The sequence below is a fragment of the Halomonas sp. MCCC 1A11062 genome (genome assembly GCF_021404355.1).
Classification (GTDB): domain Bacteria; phylum Pseudomonadota; class Gammaproteobacteria; order Pseudomonadales; family Halomonadaceae; genus Halomonas; species Halomonas aerodenitrificans.
Window position 1 is genome coordinate 35,152 of sequence record NZ_JABFTW010000006.1, and the last position, 18,552, is coordinate 53,703.

The 18,552-nt window shown below is 65.8% G+C and carries 17 protein-coding genes; 12 read left to right on the forward strand and 5 right to left on the reverse strand.

The features are described from left to right. The first annotated feature begins 27 nt into the window (after positions 1-27). Positions 28-4,365: a DEAD/DEAH box helicase gene (locus HOP58_RS08180; RefSeq protein WP_234260068.1), complete on the forward strand. Its 4,338-nt coding sequence runs from the start codon at positions 28-30 to the stop codon at positions 4,363-4,365. Between the two features lie 3 nt (positions 4,366-4,368). Here HOP58_RS08180 and HOP58_RS08185 read toward each other — a convergent pair whose 3' ends face one another. Next, on the reverse strand, positions 4,369-4,527 hold the full coding sequence (locus HOP58_RS08185) for a hypothetical protein (RefSeq protein WP_160113364.1): 159 nt from the start codon (positions 4,525-4,527) through the stop codon (positions 4,369-4,371). Between the two features lie 560 nt (positions 4,528-5,087). On the opposite strand from HOP58_RS08185, the gene HOP58_RS08190 reads away from it, so the two are divergent. The 5 genes from HOP58_RS08190 to HOP58_RS08210 all read left to right on the forward strand — a co-directional run bounded on the left by HOP58_RS08190 (position 5,088) and on the right by HOP58_RS08210 (position 10,329). After that, positions 5,088-6,197, forward strand: a complete 1,110-nt coding sequence (locus HOP58_RS08190; protein ID WP_234260069.1) for a TRAP transporter substrate-binding protein — start codon at positions 5,088-5,090, stop codon at positions 6,195-6,197. Between the two features lie 124 nt (positions 6,198-6,321). Continuing rightward, a complete protein-coding gene (locus tag HOP58_RS08195) occupies positions 6,322-6,846 on the forward strand; it encodes a TRAP transporter small permease subunit (RefSeq protein WP_010629791.1) in 525 nt (174 codons plus the stop codon). 3 nt (positions 6,847-6,849) lie between these two features. Beyond that, positions 6,850-8,175 carry a TRAP transporter large permease subunit gene (locus tag HOP58_RS08200; protein WP_010629790.1) on the forward strand — a complete coding sequence of 442 codons (1,326 nt, stop codon included), beginning with the start codon at positions 6,850-6,852 and terminating at the stop codon, positions 8,173-8,175. 155 nt (positions 8,176-8,330) lie between these two features. Further along, positions 8,331-9,797, forward strand: coding sequence for a cache domain-containing protein (locus tag HOP58_RS08205; RefSeq protein ID WP_234260070.1), 1,467 nt, complete (start codon positions 8,331-8,333; stop codon positions 9,795-9,797). Next, positions 9,706-10,329, forward strand: a complete 624-nt coding sequence (locus HOP58_RS08210) for a response regulator transcription factor (protein WP_026038281.1) — start codon at positions 9,706-9,708, stop codon at positions 10,327-10,329. The genes HOP58_RS08205 and HOP58_RS08210 overlap by 92 nt, the downstream gene beginning before the upstream one ends. 6 nt (positions 10,330-10,335) lie before the next feature. Here HOP58_RS08210 and nfo read toward each other — a convergent pair whose 3' ends face one another. Then, positions 10,336-11,184: a deoxyribonuclease IV gene (gene nfo, locus HOP58_RS08215; protein WP_234260071.1), complete on the reverse strand. Its 849-nt coding sequence runs from the start codon at positions 11,182-11,184 to the stop codon at positions 10,336-10,338. A gap of 114 nt (positions 11,185-11,298) precedes the next feature. Between nfo and HOP58_RS08220 the strand changes: the two genes are divergently transcribed. From HOP58_RS08220 to HOP58_RS08235, 4 genes are all read left to right on the forward strand, one after another. After that, on the forward strand, positions 11,299-11,922 hold the full coding sequence (locus tag HOP58_RS08220) for a DUF1571 domain-containing protein (protein ID WP_234260072.1): 624 nt from the start codon (positions 11,299-11,301) through the stop codon (positions 11,920-11,922). A gap of 10 nt (positions 11,923-11,932) precedes the next feature. Further along, complete coding sequence (locus HOP58_RS08225; RefSeq protein WP_234260073.1) at positions 11,933-12,418, forward strand: SRPBCC family protein; 486 nt, start codon at positions 11,933-11,935, stop codon at positions 12,416-12,418. A gap of 93 nt (positions 12,419-12,511) precedes the next feature. Next, positions 12,512-13,522: a sensor domain-containing diguanylate cyclase gene (locus HOP58_RS08230; protein WP_234260074.1), complete on the forward strand. Its 1,011-nt coding sequence runs from the start codon at positions 12,512-12,514 to the stop codon at positions 13,520-13,522. Then, positions 13,506-15,065 (forward strand): PLP-dependent aminotransferase family protein, encoded by a 1,560-nt coding sequence (locus tag HOP58_RS08235; protein ID WP_234260075.1) that lies wholly within the window; start codon positions 13,506-13,508, stop codon positions 15,063-15,065. Before HOP58_RS08230 ends, HOP58_RS08235 begins: the two co-directional genes overlap by 17 nt. Here the strand turns inward: HOP58_RS08235 and HOP58_RS08240 are convergent. Genes HOP58_RS08240 through HOP58_RS08250 form a run of 3 tightly spaced genes read right to left on the reverse strand, consistent with a single transcriptional unit; the run spans position 15,057 to position 16,884 of the window. After that, positions 15,057-15,800 (reverse strand): GNAT family protein, encoded by a 744-nt coding sequence (locus HOP58_RS08240; RefSeq protein ID WP_234260076.1) that lies wholly within the window; start codon positions 15,798-15,800, stop codon positions 15,057-15,059. The two genes, HOP58_RS08235 and HOP58_RS08240, sit on opposite strands and share 9 nt — an antisense overlap. Continuing rightward, positions 15,797-16,408 carry an FMN-binding negative transcriptional regulator gene (locus HOP58_RS08245; RefSeq protein ID WP_234260077.1) on the reverse strand — a complete coding sequence of 204 codons (612 nt, stop codon included), beginning with the start codon at positions 16,406-16,408 and terminating at the stop codon, positions 15,797-15,799. The genes HOP58_RS08240 and HOP58_RS08245 overlap by 4 nt, the downstream gene beginning before the upstream one ends. 11 nt (positions 16,409-16,419) lie before the next feature. Beyond that, positions 16,420-16,884: a GNAT family N-acetyltransferase gene (locus tag HOP58_RS08250; RefSeq protein WP_234260078.1), complete on the reverse strand. Its 465-nt coding sequence runs from the start codon at positions 16,882-16,884 to the stop codon at positions 16,420-16,422. Positions 16,885-17,043: 159 nt separating this feature from the next. On the opposite strand from HOP58_RS08250, the gene HOP58_RS08255 reads away from it, so the two are divergent. Continuing rightward, complete coding sequence (locus tag HOP58_RS08255) at positions 17,044-17,991, forward strand: AlkA N-terminal domain-containing protein (protein ID WP_234260079.1); 948 nt, start codon at positions 17,044-17,046, stop codon at positions 17,989-17,991. A gap of 20 nt (positions 17,992-18,011) precedes the next feature. Next, complete coding sequence (ogt, locus tag HOP58_RS08260) at positions 18,012-18,539, forward strand: methylated-DNA--[protein]-cysteine S-methyltransferase (protein ID WP_234260080.1); 528 nt, start codon at positions 18,012-18,014, stop codon at positions 18,537-18,539. The last annotated feature ends 13 nt before the right edge of the window (positions 18,540-18,552 follow it).

The window sequence follows — 18,552 nt, forward strand, 5'->3', positions numbered from 1 at the left end:
TGTAGAAAAGCGATTTCCGGAGCGCCCATGCCGCTCGATGCCTTTCATCCCGCCGTCAGCGACTGGTTCGCACGCGACCTCGGTACACCTACCGAGGTGCAGGCGCGCGCCTGGCCGGCCATCGGCGCGGGCGGCCATGTGCTGATCGCCGCGCCCACCGGCTCGGGCAAGACGCTGGCGGCCTTTCTCGCTGCCATCGATGGCCTGGTGCAGCGTGGGCTCGACAGCAAGCTGCCCGACGAGACGGTGGTGCTCTACATTTCGCCGCTGCGCGCGCTCTCCAACGACATCCAGCGCAACCTGCAGGCGCCGATTCGCGGTATCGCCGAGGGGCTCGCGGCAGACGGTCGGGAGCCCCCGGAGATACGCGCCTGGGTGCGTACCGGCGACACCACCTCGTCGGAGCGCGAGCGCATGCGCAAGCGTCCGCCGCATATCGTGGTCACCACGCCGGAGTCACTCTACGTACTGCTCACCTCCGATTCGGGGCGGCGGATGCTCTCCAGCGTGCGCACGGTGATCGTCGACGAGATTCATGCAGTGGCCGGCACCAAGCGCGGCTCGCACCTGGCGCTTTCGCTGGAGCGGCTGGCCGGATTGACGGAACGCCCGCCGCAGCGCATTGGGCTCTCGGCCACCCAGAAGCCGGTGGCGGCGATGGCGGCGTTCCTCACCGGTGGCAATGAGTGCACCATCGTCGACACCGGCCACGTGCGCCGGCGCGACCTGGCCATCGAGGTGGCCGGCTCGCCGCTGACTGCGATCATGGCCAACGAGGTGTGGGAGGAGGTCTACGACCGCCTGGCAGAACTGGTGAGAGAGCATCGCACCACGCTGATCTTCGCCAACACCCGGCGGGTCTGCGAGCGGGTGGCGCGTCACCTGGCCGACCGCCTGGGGGATGAGTGGGTGACCTCGCATCACGGCAGCCTGGCCCGCGAGCACCGCCTGGACGCCGAGCAGCGCCTCAAGCAGGGCGAGCTGCGTGCGCTGGTGGCCACCGCTTCGCTGGAGCTGGGCATCGACATCGGCGAGGTGGATCTGGTCTGCCAGCTCGGTTCGCCGCGCTCGATGTCGGCCTTCCTGCAGCGGGTGGGGCGCTCCGGTCATGGCGTGGGGCGGGTGCCCAAGGGGCGGCTATTCCCGCTGACCCGCGACGACCTGGTCGAGTGCACCGCGTTGATGGGCGCGGTGCAGGCCGGCGAGCTCGACCGGCTGCACATCCCCGAGGGGCCGCTCGACGTGCTGGCGCAGCAGATCGTCGCCGAGGTCGCCGGGGCGGGCGAAACCGAGGAGAGTGTACTGTTCGCACGCATCCGCGCCGCCTGGCCCTACCGTGCGCTGAGCGAGGAGCGCTTCGACGCAGTGGTGCAGATGCTCGCCGATGGCTACACCACTCGGCGCGGGCGACGCGGGGCCTACCTGCATCGCGACCGGGTCAACGGCCGTCTGCGCCCGCGGCGCAATGCACGGCTCGTCGCCCTGACCAACGGCGGGGCGATTCCCGACCACTTCGACTACGACGTGATCCTGCAGCCCGAGGAGATCCGTGTCGGCACCGTCAACGAGGACTTCGCCTTCGAGAGCATGCCGGGCGACATCTTCCAGCTTGGCAACCAGGCCTATCGCATCCTCAAGCTCGCCACCGGGAAGCTCTACGTGGATGACGCCCGCGGGGCGCCGCCGAGCATCCCGTTCTGGTTCGGCGAGGCGCCGGCACGTACGGCGGAGCTGTCACAAGCGGTGTCGCGGCTGCGCGAGGGTATCGACCGGCAGCTGGCCGAGGGCAACGAGGCCGAGGCCCAAGCGTGGCTGGAAACCGAGTACGGCCTGGCGCCAGCCGCCGCCGAGCAACTGGTGCGCTATCTGGCCGTGGCGCGGGCGGCGCTGGGCGTGATTCCCAGCCAGCACCATCTGGTGCTGGAGCGCTTCTTCGACGAGGCCGGCGACATGCACCTGGTATTGCATTCGCCGTTCGGCTCCAAGCTCAACCGCGCCTGGGGGCTGGCGCTGCGCAAGCGCTTCTGCCGCAAGTTCAACTTCGAGCTGCAGGCGGCGGCGCTGGAGGACAGCATCGTGCTGTCGCTGGGGCCGACTCATAGTTTCCCCCTCGATGAGGTGTGGGGCTATCTCAACGCCAAGACGGTGCGCGAGGTGCTGATCCAGGCGCTGCTCGATGCGCCGATGTTCGGTCTGCGCTGGCGCTGGAACGCCTCGGTGGGGCTGGCTGTGCCGCGCACCCGCAATGGCCGGCGGCGCCCGCCGCAGCTGCAGCGCCAGGACTCCGAGGACCTGCTCTCGGTGGTCTTTCCCGACCAGCTTGCCTGCGCCGAGAACCTGGCCGGAGCGCGGGAGCTGCCTGATCACCCCCTGGTAGACCAGACCCTGCACGACTGCCTGACCGAGGCCATGGACATCGACGGCCTGGAGCGTCTGTTGGCGCGCCTCGAAGCCGGCGAGATCGTCGTCAGCGGGCGCGACCTGGCGGTGCCTTCCCCGCTGTCGGAAGAGGTGGTCAATGCGCGTCCCTACGCCTTCCTCGACGACGGTGCCCAGGAGGAGCGGCGCACCCTGAGCGTGCGCACCGGCGGCGCGCTCGACGTGGCCGAGGCCGCCGCATCTGCGCGCTACGCCCCCGAGGTGATCGACCGGGTGTGCGAAGAAGCCTGGCCCGCACCGCGCGATGCCGATGAGCTGCACGACGCGCTGGTGATGAGCGGTTTCATCACCATGCACGAAGCCGAAGAGGAGTGGCGGCTCTGGTTCGATGCACTAGCCCGGGACAGGCGTGCTGCGGTCGTTACGCCATCCAACGGTGAGGCGCTGTGGACGGCGGCGGAGCGCTTGGGTGAGCTGCTGGTGCTCTATCCTGAAGCCGTGCTCAAGCCACCCATCGAAGCCCTGGGCACGGCCCCGGCGTCGTCCGATGAGGCACTGACCGAGCTGCTGCGTTCACGGCTCGAGACGCTGGGGCCGGTCACGGCGGCAAGCCTGGCCACGCCTCTTGGCGTATCACTGGAGCGCTGCATGGGGGCGCTGGCGCGCCTCGAGGTCGAGGGCTTCGTGCTGCAAGGAGCATTCCTCGGCGGTAGCCAGGTGGCCTGGTGCGAGCGGCGCCTGCTGGCGCGCATGCATCGCTACGCCATCGATCGCCGTCGTGCCGAGATCGAGCCGGTTAGCATCCAGCACTACCTGCGCTTTCTGCTCGACTGGCACGGCCTGACCGAGCGGCCGGAAGGGCCGGAGGCGCTGGCCGCGGCGGTGGAGCGGCTGGAGGGCTTTCCCGTGGCGGCGGGCGCCTGGGAGAGCGACGTGCTGCCGGCGAGGGTGGCCGATTTCTCGCCGCACATGCTCGACCAGCTGCTCGCCAGTGGGCGTTTCATCTGGCTGCGCCTGCTGCCGCCCAGAATCGCCGAAGGCGACGAACGCCAGCGCCCTGGCCCACTGCGCAACACGCCGATTGCCTTGATCGAGCGTCAGGCGTTGAACGACTGGCGTCAGGCCGCGCCGGTACCCGATGCCGAGGAACTACCGCTCTCCGGCGGGGCGCGCCGGGTGCTCGAAGCGCTGCAGGCCGGTGGGGCGATGTTCTTCGCCGACCTGCTCGGCCCCGCCCACATGCTGCGCACCCAGGTGGAGGAGGCGCTGGGCGAGCTGGCCTCGTGGGGGTTGGTCACTTCCGACAGTTTTACCGGCCTGCGGGCGCTGATCGCCCCGGCCAGCAAGCGTCCGCCCATTGCCGCGAGCGGGCGTCGGCGTCGGCGGCACGCCCCGGGAGTGGACGCCGCCGGGCGCTGGTCGTGGCTGCCCGCGCCGGAGCGCGACGATACGCCGGAAAAGCGCCGCATCTCGACGGACATGGAGAGCCTGGAGCATATCGCCTGGGTGCTGTTGGAGCGCTATGGCGTGGTGTTCCGTCGTGTGATTGAGCGCGAGCCGGCACTGCCGCCCTGGCGCGAGCTGCTGTATGTGTATCGCCGGCTGGAGGCGCGCGGCGAGATTCGCGGCGGGCGTTTCGTGCAGCAGTTTGCCGGCGAGCAATTCGCCCTGGCCGAAGCGGTGGGGGCGCTCAAGGCCATGCGCCGCCGGGAGCCGGACGGCACCCGCGTGGTGGTGGCTGCCGCCGACCCGCTCAACCTGGTGGGCATTCTTGCCCCCGGGCAGCGACTACCGGCGGTGTCGGGCAATCGCCTGCTCTATCGCGACGGGGTGCCGGAGGCGGTGCTGCAGAACGGCGAAGTGCATTTTCTGGAGACGCTATCCACCGGAGCGAAGTGGCAGGTGCAACAGCTGCTGCGGCGTGGGCCGGGGCATGAAAAAACCCCGACACCAGAGGTGCCGGGGGCTGCGATATCGATGCGCTGACGCTCAGTCGTGCCGCGAGCGTTGCCGGTGAGGAACGCGTTCATCCTCCTCGATACGCACTTCCTTGCGGTTGGGGTGCCTCTGCTTCTCGCTCATGGTGTAGGCCAGAGCCGAAAGCGCCACTGCGGCCACGCTCACGGTTAGCATTTCGATGATACCCATGCGCATGTCCTCCTGCGGGTGAATGGGGCGACCCTCGGGACCTCACTGTCCCTACGAGAGGCGTGCCTATGAATTGAGGGTGGCAGCTTTCTCGCCGGCCGACAAATGCTTTGACCTGAAGGCGTGGACTAAGTTTTAACGCTCCGCGAGAAAAAGCGGGCACGACGCCTCGCATGAGGCTGGCGTTAGCCGCCGGCCCGGCGATCGGCCATCGAGCGGCTGATGTCCTGGATGGAGATGCCTACCGGAGCTCGTGTTGCCGTGCGGAACCGTGTCGCTATTGCTTTTTTATCGGAATTATTGAAATATATTTCCAGGTATATACTTCTGGCTAATATCCAGTGCAACGTTGCGTAATTCTACGGAGGCATTATCCGTATTTCTGACTAAGGGATGGCCGCAGGGTAAATTACGCAGCTCTCCGGATTTAATTTGATAGCCACCGTTTTATTCTCCCCAGGTCAGTTTTCTGACCAGCTCGCGATTCAATCATTAAAACAAACGAGGGCATTGCTCGATAGCGCGCTACTTCATCGAGCACGCCGGGAGTCAATATAGCCATGAGCGTCAACAGGCGTAATTTCCTCAAGTATGGCGGTGCCGCCGCAGTGGGTACCGTGATGGCACCGAGCATCGTCAAGGCTCAGGAAACCTTCAACTGGCGCATGACCACCAGTTGGCCATCCGGTTTTCCGTTCTTCCAGTCGGGCCCCGGCTCTGCGACGGACTTCGCCAGACGAGTCGAAGATATGTCCGGCGGGCGCATCAAGATTCGCGTCTACGGCGCGGGTGAGCTCATTCCCGCCTTCGACGGTTTCGATGCGGTATCCCGCGGGCAGCAAGTGCAGCTCAACCATGCCTGCTCCTACTACTGGGCCGGGGAGTCGTTTGCCGCTCAGTACTTCACCACCGTGCCGTTCGGCATGACCTTCCAGGGCTTCAATGCCTGGCTGGCCCACGGCGGCGGCTACGAGCTGTGGAAGGAAACCTACGAGCCCTACAACCTGATCCCGCTGGCGGTGGGCTGTACCGGTGCGCAGCCGGTGGGCTGGTTCCGCGAGCCGGTGACCAGCGTGGCGGATTTCCGCGGCCTGAACATCCGCATGCCGGGGCTGGCCGGCGACGTCTACAACGCCATCGGTGCCAACGCCCGGCTGTTGCCCGGCGGCGAGATCTTCTCGGCGCTGGAGCGTGGCGCCATCGATGCGGCGGAGTGGGTCGGCCCCTACCTCGACCGTGCCCTGGGCCTGCACAACGCGGCCAAGCACTACTACTCCTCGGGCTGGCACGAGCCCTCCACCACCACCGAGGTGATCGTCAACAAGGACGCCTACAACTCCTTGCCCAGCGATCTCCAGGCCGTGCTCCACAACGCCGCTGCCGCCTGCAACATCACCTCCCACACCTGGATCGAGGCCCAGAACGGCGACGCCCTTGACGACTTGGTCAACAACCACGGCGTGGCGTTCGAGACCCTCCCCGACGACGTCATCCGGGCGCTTTTCGAGGCCACCCGCGACATTCTCACGACCGAAGCCAACAAGGACCCACTGGTCAAGCGCATCAACGACAGCTTCTGGGCGTTCAAGAAGAAGCACGACGGCTGGCATGCCAACAGCGAGGCCGTCTTCGCCAACACCATCAGCCGCTACGGTCAGGGCATGATCTGACGTCGGCCGGGCGCTCGGCCGAGCGGCATTCCGTAACGCCGAGCGCCCTCCTGCCAGACCCATCCGGGTCGCGCTTACCCCACCTTTGACGTCCGCTGGGCGCCCGCCCAGAGGGGGAGTTGAGATGCTGCGTTTGTGTACCTGGCTCGAGCGTGCGCTCGAGCGAATAACCGGCCTGGCCGGTTTCATCGGCTGTCTGGCCATGCTCATCATGATCGCGCTGATCTTCGGCAACATGCTGAGCCGCTATGCCTTTGGCCTGGGCGCGGTGTGGGCCCAGGAGCTGGAGTGGTACCTGCTGTCGGTCATGGCGATGATGGGCATCGCCTACGCCATGAAGTTCGACGATCACGTGCGCGTGGACATCCTGTCGAGCCGCTTCAGCCCGGTCGGCATGATGTGGCTGAACCTCATCGCTGCGCTGCTGGTGGCGCTGCCCTGCGCGCTGCTCATCATCCATTACAGCTTGCCGTTCGCCGAGACCTCGTTCATCCGCGGCGAGCGCTCACCCAATTCTTCCGGTCTTCCCTGGCGCTGGATACCCAAGGCCATGGTGGTGGTCGGCTTCGTCTTCGTGGCGGCCGAGTCGCTGCGCCAGGCGCTCGAGAACGGTCGGCGCCTCGTTCAACACTACGCTGGGAGAGCCTGAGCCATGCCCTTGGAATATTACGCGCTGGCCATGATCGTGGCTTTCTTCGTGCTGGTGATGACCGGCATTCCGGTCGGCTTCGTGGTGGCGTTCGTCGGCTTCGTGTTCGGCTTCATCGGCTTCGACGGCTGGTTGTTCGAACTGCTGCCCTCGCGTATCTACGGCGTGGTGGCCAACTACACCCTGCTGGCCATCCCGCTGTTCGTATTCATGGGCGTGATGCTGGAACGCTCGAAGATCGCCGAGCGCATGCTCGACGTCATCGGTCACCTGTGTGGCGGTCTGCCCGGCGGCATGGCCCTGGCGGTGATCATCGTCGGTGTGCTGCTGGGCGCAGCGACGGGCATCGTCGGCGCAGCCATCGTCACCCTGACGCTGATGGCGCTACCGACCCTGGTGCGACGCGGCTACAAGAAGACGGTGGCCTGCGGCACCATCTGTGCGGCGGGCACCCTGGGGCAGATCATCCCGCCCAGCCTAGTGCTGCTGGTGCTGGCCGACATCATGAATCTGTCCGTCGGCAGCCTGTTCGCCGCGGCGCTGGTGCCCGGCCTGCTGTTGGCCGGCATGTACCTGGCCTATCTGCTGGTGCTGGCCTTCTTCTTCTCAGCCGACGTGCCCGCCATCGACGAGCAGGAGCGCGCCGCGGTCAGCAAGCTGGAGCTGGGCAAGGACTTCGTCAAGGTGGTGGTGCCGCCACTGTTGCTGATCTTCGCCGTGCTCGGCTCGATCATCGGCGGGGTGGCCGCGCCCACGGAGGCGGCGTCGGTAGGTGCCGTGGGAGCCTTGCTGCTGACGGTCGTGTCCGGGCGCCTGACCTTGGGAGTGCTCTCCGATACCGTCAAGACCTCGCTGCGCATCAGCTGCATGATCTTCTTCGTGCTGATCGCCTCGCAGGTCTTCGCCCTGGCGTTCCGCGGGCTGGACGGGGAATTCCTCATCGAGGCGATGTTCGAATGGGTGCCGGGCGGCATGTACGGCACGCTGATCTTCATGCTGCTGCTGATCTTCTTCCTGGGCTTCTTCCTCGAGTGGATTCAGATATCCTACATCGCCGTGCCGCTGTTCCTGCCGTTCCTGGCAAGCCAGGGCGACATGTCGATGGTGTGGGTCGCGATCCTGATCGCCATGAACCTGCAGACCTCGTTCCTGACGCCGCCCTTCGGCTGGTCGCTGCTGTTCATGAAGGGGGTGGCGCCGCCGGGGATCACCACAGGTGACATCTACAAGGGGGCCGTGCCTTTCGTGCTGATCCAGATTTTGGCACTGGCACTGATCATCGTCTTCCCCGATGTGGTGCTGTGGTTGCCCCGAGTGGTAGGATGGTGAGTCGGGGTTTTTACTTTAAAACTTCCTGATAAAGGCTCTGTCGACTGCAATCGGCCAACTGCAACAAGCTGGCCGTGATTAGCCAAAAGTCGACAGGGCCAAAAGAATAATAATTAAGTAAAGGTAACGCGCCAGTGTTCACGTTCAGAACCAAGTTGACACTGCTGACCTTGCTGCCTCTTTTGATACTCAGTGCAGGTGTGACGTTTCTTGCCATTCATCAGAGTGCGCGATTGAGCGGGGCGCAGTCGGAAATACTCAAGGACGGATTGCTGGAAGCCAAGCGGGCTGAACTCAAGAACTACATGGAACTCGCCTACACGGCGATTCGAGACATCTATGAGGACCCCGAGCTGCCGGTAGACGTGGCGCAAGGGTTGGTAGCGGATGCCTTTCACCGTATGGAGTATGGCTCCGACGGTTACTTCTTCGTCTATGACTACGATGGGCTGAACATCGTCCACCCACGGCTCGAGCATCTGGTCGGGCAGGATCTGTGGAACTTTCGTGACGAGGATGGCAAGTTCCTGATCCAGCGGCTCATCGAGCAAGCCCAAGAAGGCGGCGGTTTCACCGAATATCGCTGGGACAAGCCTTCAGGCGGCGAATCGGTACTCAAGCTGAGCTACTCCATCGCCCTGGAGAAGTGGGGCTGGATGGTGGGCACGGGGCTCTATCTGGATGACATCGAGCAGGTGGTCGGCCAGATGGAGCATCATATGGTGGAGAACGCCCGCAGGACCATCCTGCTGATGGCCTTCTTCACCGTTTCCTGCCTGCTCGTCATCGCCGTGATCGGTCTGGCGGTCAACCTCAGCGAAGCACGGGTGGCGAATCGCCGGCTGGTCACGATGGCGCAGAAGACCTTCAGCTTCCTGGAGAAGGAGCGGCGGCGGATTTCCCGCGAGCTGCACGATGGCATCAATCAGCTGCTGGTATCGGCACGCTTCAAGCTCGAGCGCATCGACGATGCGCTGGGTCGCGGCGATCATGTCGATGCCTCATCCACCCTGGCAGCGGCAGACCGCATTCTGGAAACGGGCATTCAGGATCTGCGGCGGCTGGCCTACGACCTGCGCCCCAGCGTGCTCGACGATCTGGGGCTGGTGGCGGCCCTGGAGAGCCTCTGTTCGGACCTGGTAGAGCGCAAACCCGTCCGCATTCACTTCGAGTCCAATCTCGACAGCGGCGAATGCCAGCCGGTGCTGGCCACGGCGCTGTATCGTATCACTCAGGAAAGCTTGCACAACATCGAAAAGCACGCCGGTAACGTTGGCCAGGTCAGGGTGAAGCTGCGGCGCCGTCGTGGCTGGGTCTATCTCGAGATCGCCGATGACGGCGAGGGCTTCATCTGGCGCGCCGAGCAGAGCCATGAGCAGGGCGGGGCCGGTATGGGACTGCGCAACATCCAGGACCGGGTGGATCTGCTGGGGGGGCGGCTAGCGATCGAGGCGGCCCCCGGCAAGGGCGTGCGCATACGCATCAAGGTGCCGTTTCAGCGCGCTACCGGAACGAGTCGGGAGAGAGTCGATGGCAGGGTCTATACGCGTACTTTTGGCGGACGACCATCCGCTGGTTCTGGAAGGGCTGCGTTACCGACTGGAGGCGCAGCCGGGCATTGAGCTCGTCGGCGAGGCAAACTCGGGCGAGGAACTGCTGTCGCTGGCTCAGGCGCTTGCGCCGGACGTGGTGGTGACGGACATCACCATGCCCGGCCTGTCCGGTCTCGAAGCGTGCAAGGTCTTGCATGACACCTGCCCCGAGATTCGGGTCCTGGTGCTCACCATGCACGACAACGAGGAGTACATTCGCCGCGCGGTGGCCTGCGGTGCGGCCGGCTACGTGCTCAAGGACGCCTCGGCCGAGCAGATGGTGTTCGCCCTGCGCGAGGTGGCAGGTGGACGCAGCCATTTCGGCTCCGGCGTGTCCCGGGTGCTGCTGGAAGAGAAGCAGGAGCGCCTGACTCCGCGTGAGACGGCCATCCTCAAGCTGATGTTCGAGGGCATGAGCAGCCGCGACATCGGTGAGGCGCTGAGCATCAGCACCCGTACGGTGGAGTCGCATCGCAGCAACATCTACCGCAAGCTCAACACCAACTCCCTGGCAGGTCTGTTTCGCTACGCGATGCGCCATGGCCTGGTCGAGTTGGAGTGACGGCGTTCACTCTTCTTCGACCTGGGCGCGCAGCCAGGCGATCTCCTCGGCCCAAATCTCGGGCTCGATGGTTTCCAACACCATGGGGATATCGTCGATGCGCGGGTCGCGCATGATGGTGGTGAAGGCGTCGAGGCCGATGTTGCCCTGACCCAGGCTGTGGTGGCGGTCGACACGGCTGGCGTATGCGCTCTTGGCGTCGTTGAGATGCATGCCGCGCAGGTACTCGAAGCCGACCACCTTGCCGAACTCGTCGAGGGTGGCGGTGCAGGCCTCCGGGGTGCGCAGGTCGTAGCCGGCGGCGAAGGCGTGGCAGGTGTCGATGCATACACCGACCCGCGACTTGTCGTCGACCTGCTCGATGATCTCGGCCAGGTGCTCGAAGCGCCAGCCCAGGTTGGTGCCCTGGCCGGCGGTGTTTTCGATCACCGCGACGACGTTGCGGGTCTCGGCCAGGGCATGGTTGATCGAGTCGGCGATGCGGGTCAGGCACTCGCTCTCGCTGATTTTCTTCAGGTGGCTGCCGGGGTGGAAGTTGAGCAGGGTGAGGCCGAGCTGCTCGCAGCGCTGCATCTCATCGAGAAAGGCGGCGCGCGACTTTTCCAGCCCTGCCTTGTCCGGGTGGCCGAGGTTGATCAGGTAGCTGTCGTGGGGGAGGATCTGGCCGGGGCCGAAGCCGTGCTCCTTGCAGGCGCTGCGAAAGGCCTCGATGGTGGCGTCGTCGAGAGGCTTGGCACGCCACTGGCGCTGGTTCTTGGTGAACAGGGCGAAGGCGTCGGCACCGATTTCGACGGCGCGCAGTACGGCCTGGTCGGGTCCGCCGGCGGCACTGACATGGGCGCCAAGGTATTTCATCTGTCCTCTCCGAGGGTTGGTTGACGCCACTACGATAGCACGCACGCTGCTGCTCCACCTCGCCAAGCCTGTAGGCCCTGCTAGGCTCAAGTCAGAGCTCGCTGGAGACGCCGTATGCTGCCGCTGTTACTGCTTGCCTTGAGCGATGTACCCGGACCGGACCCTGTGGCCGAGGCGCTGGCACGCATCGACTCGCTCTCCGGCTATCGCCTGACCCTGCGCAGTCAGGGTAGCGGTGGCGAGGAGATCATCCATTACAGCTACCGGCGTCCCGGCGACGTACGCATGGACATGGAAAACCCCTATCGCGGCGCGGTGCTGATCTATCGTCACGATACGGGCAAGGTGCAACTGTGGCCCTTCGGCTCGCCGGGCAGGCGCCCGGCCCTGTCATTGCGGCCCACCAATCGCATGGTGCGCAGCTCGCAAGGCCATCGCGTGGACCAATCGGACGTCGGTACGCTGCTGCGCAACGTGCAGCGCCTGCAACATCATGGCAGCACGCGTCGCCTGGAGCCGGCGACCCACGAAGGCCGCCCGGTGCAGCATGTGGTGGTAGAGGCCGAGCCCGGCCGGGCCGTGCATGAGGTGGCGCGCTACGATCTATGGCTCGATGACGAGACGCTGTTTCCGCTGCGGGTGGCGAGCTACGACCGGCGGGGGCAGCGAATGGAGAGCGTGCTGCTGGAGGACGTGCAGCTCGGTCCCGACTTCCCGGCCGACCACTTCGATCCTTAGGCCCTGGGCCATGGCAAGATTCGAGTTCACTACTACCTGGCACTTCGAGGCGCCGGTCACCGAGGTCTTCGACGCCTTGACCGATTCGCTGCACTGGCCCGAGTGGTGGCCTGGGTTGGTGAGCGTGGAGCAGCGTGAGGCCGGTGACGAGGGCGGCATCGGTCGGGTGCAGCGCTTCGTCTGGAAGAGCCATCTGGGCTATTACCTGTGGTTCGATATTCGCATTACCCGCGTTTGCGAGCCGTGTCTGATCGAGGGCGTGGCCGATGGCGACGTGGCCGGCATCGGCCGCTGGCGGCTGTGTGAGGAGAGCGGTGGCACCCGAGTGAATTATCTGTGGCAGGTGTGTACGGTACAGCCCTGGATGAGCCTGTTGGCCCGCGTGGCACGTCCACTGGTGGTCTGGAATCACCATGCCATGATGCGGGCCGGCGCCGTCGGCTTGTCGCGCTACCTGAGACGGTTGCCGACGCCTAGCGGGCAATTCGTGGAGTAAGACAGTGCTGTCAACCGTTCAAACAACGTTGGTCAACATGTGGGCCAAAAGGTATGCTTTCCATAGCTGTTTCGCAACCGCCGCAGAGATGTCATGAAGGGCTCGCACAACCGTATCGATGATGGGAGCTCCCCTGAAGAGACGCATGGCAGCGGCTCTGGCGGCGGCTCGTGTCAGCGTATTCGTCGTGAACTCGAAGAGGCGCGCGAGGAGATCGCGCACCTCAAACGCACCCTGCATCGCGTTCAGCAAATCGCCCGGCTGGGCTACTGGCGGCTGAGCCTCAAGTCCAACGAGCTTTACTGGTCCGCTGTCATCTACGACATCTTCGGCGTCGACCCCAAGACCTTCACTCCCAGTCTCCAGGCCTTCAAGGCCATGGTGTATCCCGAAGACATAGAAAGCATCGAGTCTGCCATCGTGCGCGCTCAGCAACAGGGGCAGCACGATATGGAGCATCGCATCATCAGGCCCGACGGTGAGATTCGCTGGGTGCACGAACTGGCCGATTATATGCCCGAGGGCGACGACCAGATCCTGATCGGCACGGTGCGAGACATTACAGAGCAGAAGAGGCTCGAGCTGCGCCTGCGTCAGCTTTCACGTACCGATGAGCTCACCGGGCTGTTCAATCGACGCTACTTCATGCAGCGCCTGCTCCAGGAACTGGCCCGCTATCGTCGCTACGGCAGACCGACCTCAGTGGTACTGTTCGACTTCGATCATTTCAAGCGCATCAACGACACCCACGGCCATCCCGCCGGCGACCAGGTCCTGGTAAACGTGAGCAAGCTGCTGCGGGAGCGGCTGCGCACGAATGACATTCCGGCGCGGCTCGGCGGCGAGGAGTTCGCGCTGCTACTGCCGGAAACCGATCTCGAGGAAGCCGTCGGGGTGGCAGAAAAGGTGCGTCAGATGGTGCTCGAGCAGGAGTTCACCTCGGAGGAAGGGCATCGCTTCGAAGCCTCGATCACCTGTGGCGTATCGGCGTTTCACGGTACCGAGGAAACGGTCGAGGCGATCCTGCATCGTGCCGATCAGAATCTCTACCAGGGCAAGCGCACGGGGCGCAATCGGGTCATCGCGGATGAATGGAATAGCTGACAGGGTGCTGTCTGCCGTACCTGCCAGCCCCGGTCAGGCCGATTGGCTGGCCGATGCACTGGGCTTGGCACTGGCAGGAGGCTCGCCCCAGCCCCTGGCCACCCGTCTCTATCAGCAGCTGCGCGAGTGGATTCAGACGGGGCGCCTGGCTTGCGGCCAGCGACTGCCCTCTTCGCGTCAGCTGGCACGCGAGCTGGGGTTGGGGCGCAACACGGTGCTGGCCGCCTTCGATCAGCTGCTGGCCGAAGGCTTCCTGGTGACGCGCCATGGCTCGGGCACCTTCGTTGCCGACCTGCCTTTTCCCCACGCAACGCAGCAGCCAGCTCGACAGTCATCGCGACAGGCCGTGACGGCCGGGCTCGCTACGTCGCAGACGTTTCCGACACGAGCAGATGCGCCGCCGCTCTCCACACGCGGCACGTCGCTGCTGGCGTTCTGTCATGCCAGCCAGGAGCGCCCCATCCTGGCCCCCGGCCTGCCGGCGCTGGATCGTTTCCCCCATGGCCCTTGGCAGCGGCTGGTACGCCGCCATCAACAGCGCATGCCACGGGACTGGCTGGCCTATCAGGCCCAAGGCGGTGTGCCGGCGCTGCGTGAGGCGCTGGCCGATTATCTGCAGCTCTCGCGCTCGGTGCGTTGTCGTCCCGAGCAGATTCTCATCGTGCAGGGCGCCCAGCAGGGCTTCGAGCTGATCGCCCGGCTGCTCAGCGATCCCGGCGACAAGGTATGGATCGAGGAGCCGGGCTACCCTGGCGCTCAGGCCTGCTTCGCGGCCGCCGGACTCGATTTGCAGGCGGTGGCGGTGGACGACGAGGGGATGAGCGTTGCGGCTGCGGCGTGCGCCGAGAGCCCGAGACTGATCTATGTGACACCCTCGCATCAATACCCCAGTGGCGTGACCATGAGTCTGTCCCGCCGCTTGGCGCTGCTGGAAGCGGCGGAGCGGCACGGCGCCTGGGTCGTCGAGGACGACTACGACAGCGAGTTTCGCTATGAGCAGCGCCCCATCGCTGCCCTGCAGGGGCTCGTCGACGATGGCCGCGTCATCTACGTGGGCACCTTCAGCAAGGTGATGTATCCCGGGCTGCGCCTGGGCTATGTGGTACTGCCCGAGCCCTTGATCGAGCCGTTCCGCCGGGCTAACGCGCGGCTTCACCGCGAGGGGCAGTACCCGGTACAGGCTGCCTTGGCGGAGTTCATCGTCAGCGGCCAGTTCTCACGTCACATCCGGCGCATGCGTGACTGCTACCGCCGACGTCAGGCGCTGCTGCGCAAGGCCCTGGCCCCTGCCGTGGCGCGCGGCCTGCGCCTTTCCGACGGGCAGGCGGGCATGCACCTGGTGGCCTGGCTCGACGAGGCGGAACATGAGCGCCAACTGCTCCGGCGGGGCGCGGAGCAGGGCATCGCGCTCTCGCCGCTGTCGAGCTACTACCTCGAGGCACCCGCTCGCCCCGGCCTGGTGCTGGGCTATGCTGGCACCGTGGAGGCCGAGATCGAGCGGGTCGGGCGCTGGCTGGCTCGCGAATGGCTGAACTTAGGCTGACAGCGCGGAAAGCGCGGAAAGCGCGGAAAGCGACGACCTCTGACGACCCTCATCATCGAAGTTCTCCGCCGCTAGCCAGCGCTCAAGCTGCGTTTCGACGGCGGGCCATTCGCCGTCGAGCAGCGAGAACCAGGCGGTGTCGCGGTTGCGTCCGTTGACTACACGGTGCTGACGGAAGATCCCTTCGAAGCGAAAGCCCAAGCGCTCGGCGGCACGCCGCGAGGCGGCGTTGAGCGCATCGCACTTCCATTCGTAACGCCGGTAGCCCAGGGCGAAGGCGTGTCGCATCATCAACAGCATGGCTTCGGTGGCCGCCGGCGTGCGTCGCAGCGCGGGCGTGAAATGGATATGCCCAACCTCGATGCTGCCATGTTCCGGCACGATGTTGAGATAGCTGGCCAGCCCCAGGGCCCGCCCGGATTCCGCTTCGACGATGGCGAAGAAGAGCGGATCCTCACTGCGCGCCCGCTCGGCCAGCCAGGCATGACACTGCTCGGCATCGGAGAACGACATGCCGCCGGAATAGGCCCAGCGTGCTTGCGGTGTGTCGTGGGGCCCCTCGCCGGGTAGCTGAAAAGCGGCGAACAGTGAATCGCCATGGCGCTCGGCCGACAGTGGCTCGAGGCGAACCCGCTCGCCCAGCAGAGGTGTTCGCTGCGGCCGGCTTGCCGGCTGCCAGTCGGGCAGAGTGGCCCCGAGAGGCCGGGCATCTGCGGGCTGCGTGACCGTGTTCATGCTTGCCGCTCCTCGTCTGTCAGTTTCTGCATGTAGCGCCAAAGCTGGCGCGCCTGCGGGTCGGTGCTCTGCGCCAGGGCCGCTTCGACCCCTTCCTGATCGGCCTGGGAGCGCTGTCGGCCGAGCTTGGCCTTGCCCTCGAGCGCTTCGATGCGCAGGCGAAAGCCGACCACGCCGGCCTGCATCTTCTCCAGGTAGTCGTGCTCACGGCCCAGCGAATCGAGCAGGGCGGGCTCGAAGTGGTCCAGGCTGCGGTCAAGCAGCTCTCGCGTGGCCGTAGCGTCCAGCAGCTCCAGGCGCCCCGTGGCGTGCACGGCCAGGTAGTTCCAGGTGGGCACGGCAGGTTGGCTGGCGTACCAGCTCGGCGAGACATAGGCGTGAGGGCCGCTGAAGATCGCCAGCGCTCGGTTGCCGTCCAGTGCACGCCAGTGCGGATTGGCCCGGGCGAAGTGGCCGTAGAGCGCCCCGAGCTCGCCTTCGCTTCGTTCCAGCGTCAGGGGCAGGTGGGTGGCCTGCAGATCGGCGCCGACCAGCGTGGCGAAGGCGTGCCGCTCGACCAGCTCCCAGGCCTGCTCACGCGATAGCCGCATCGATGGGGGAACGTACATGGCGCCTCCGCTCAGCCTTGGTCTGCCTGGATGTCGAACAGCAGGCCGTAGTGATAGAAGGTGGTATCGCGCTGCCAGCCGAGCGATTCGTAGAGTGCCTGGGCCGTGCGGTTGTCGATCTCGGTGGCGAGCTTGAGATGGCCGACGCCATGGGCGTGGGCCAGCTCCCTGGCAGCCTGCATCAGGGCGCGCCCGACGCCGCTGCGACGAGCCACCGGGGCGACGAACAGATCGTTGAGCAGCCACAGCGGCGCCAGGCGCACGGTGGAAAGCAGAGGATAGAGCTGTACGAAGCCCTGCAGGTCTCCCTCACCGCCTGTATGGACCAGGATATGCGAATCGCCGTGCTCGAGGCGTGCCTGCAGGAACTGCCGGGCACCCTCGAGATCCGACGGCTGGCGGTAGAACTGCCGGTAGCCGTCGAGTAGCTGACTGAGTGGCTCCAGGTCGTTGCGGGTGGCTTGGCGGATGGGCATGGGTGGCTCCTCTGCGTTGCGATGGGTGAGGACCAGTGTGAAATGAATCTGGTACCTTGCTAAGAGCCATTTTTTTGTTATTCGTTAGGGCCACTTTTCGTTGGCGCGAGCGCTGCAAAAAACAGCGGACGTCTTCCATGAGCGGGCTAGAATGGAGCGATGACTCTCTCGACCGAAACGCGCCGTGCGGGCGGCGCGGCCCCAGCAGCCGAAATGACGCTGCGCTTGCCGTACCGGCCCCCCTACGACTGGCAGGCCATACTCGGCTTTCTGGCCCGGCGCGCCATTGCCGGCCTGGAACGCATCGACGGCGAGGGCTACCACCGTCTCTTTCAGGAGGCGGGGGCGATGGGATCCGTGAGCGTTACCCACGCCCCGGCCGATACGGCGCTGCATGTCACGCTGCGTCTGCCCGAGCCTATCGATCCGTCCGCCGTCGTCGCTCGGCTGCAGCGGCTCTTCGACCTGCACGCCGACCCCGAGGCAATACGCCAGGGGCTCGGTCGCGACCCCACCCTGGCGCCCTTGGTCGCGCGCCGCCCAGGGCTGCGTGTGCCGGGCGGCTGGGACCCGTTCGAGATCGCCGTGCGCGCGATACTCGGTCAGCAGGTCAGCGTCGATGCCGCTACACGGCTTGCCGGGCGCCTGGTCGAGCGCCTGGGCGAGCGGCTGGCAGAACCGTTCGCCCCCGGCCTGGACCGGCTGTTCCCCGCACCCGAGCGCTTCACCTTTGCGGAGATCAAGGCCCTCGGCATGCCCGGCGCACGCGCCAGCGCCCTGGCGGGACTGGCCTTGGCCTACCGTGAGCAGCCACAGCTGTTCGAGCGGCGTGGCGAGCTCGACGACAGCGTGGCGCAGCTGTGCGCGCTGCCCGGTATCGGTGCCTGGACGGCGCACTACATCGCCATGCGCGGGCTGCGGGAGAGTGATGCCTTCCTGCCCTCGGACGTGGCCGTACAGCGGGCGCTGGCGGAGCAGGGCAAACGCCCCACGCCGCGTGAGCTGCTGGCCCGCGCCGAGGTCTGGCGGCCCTGGCGTGCCTATGCCGTGATGCACCTGTGGCATGCCGACGCAGCCACGACGCAGGCTGAAGCGAGACAGGGCTAAAGCGAGACAGGAGAAAGGCGATGCAACTCTGGCTTGATCTGATGTCGTCCCCAGTGGGCGAACTGAGTCTGGTCGGCGACGAACAGGGAGCGCTGCGGGCGCTGGAGTTCGACAGCAATGACGAGCGCCTGCATCGCCTGCTGACGCGTCACTACCGCGATTATCATCTCTCCCGGGGCAGAGCACCCGTGCTCGTGCGCGAGGCCCTGGAAGCCTACTTCGCCGGCGACCCGTCCCATCTCGATGGGCTACCGGTGGCCACCGGCGGTACGGAGTTCCAGCGTCTGGTGTGGCAGGCGCTGCGCGGCATTCCATTCGGCACCACCATCAGCTACGGCGAGCTTGCCGCCAGGATAGGGCGGCCCGGTGCCAGCCGTGCCGTGGGCCTGGCCAACGGCGCCAATCCGATCTCCATCGTGGTGCCCTGCCATCGGGTGATCGGCGCCAACGGCACTCTGACCGGCTATGGCGGCGGGCTGCCGCGCAAGCGCTGGCTGGTGGAGCATGAGCGGGGGCTGATGCAGGGCGAGCTGTTCACCCTGGCCTGACGCCACGGCCATT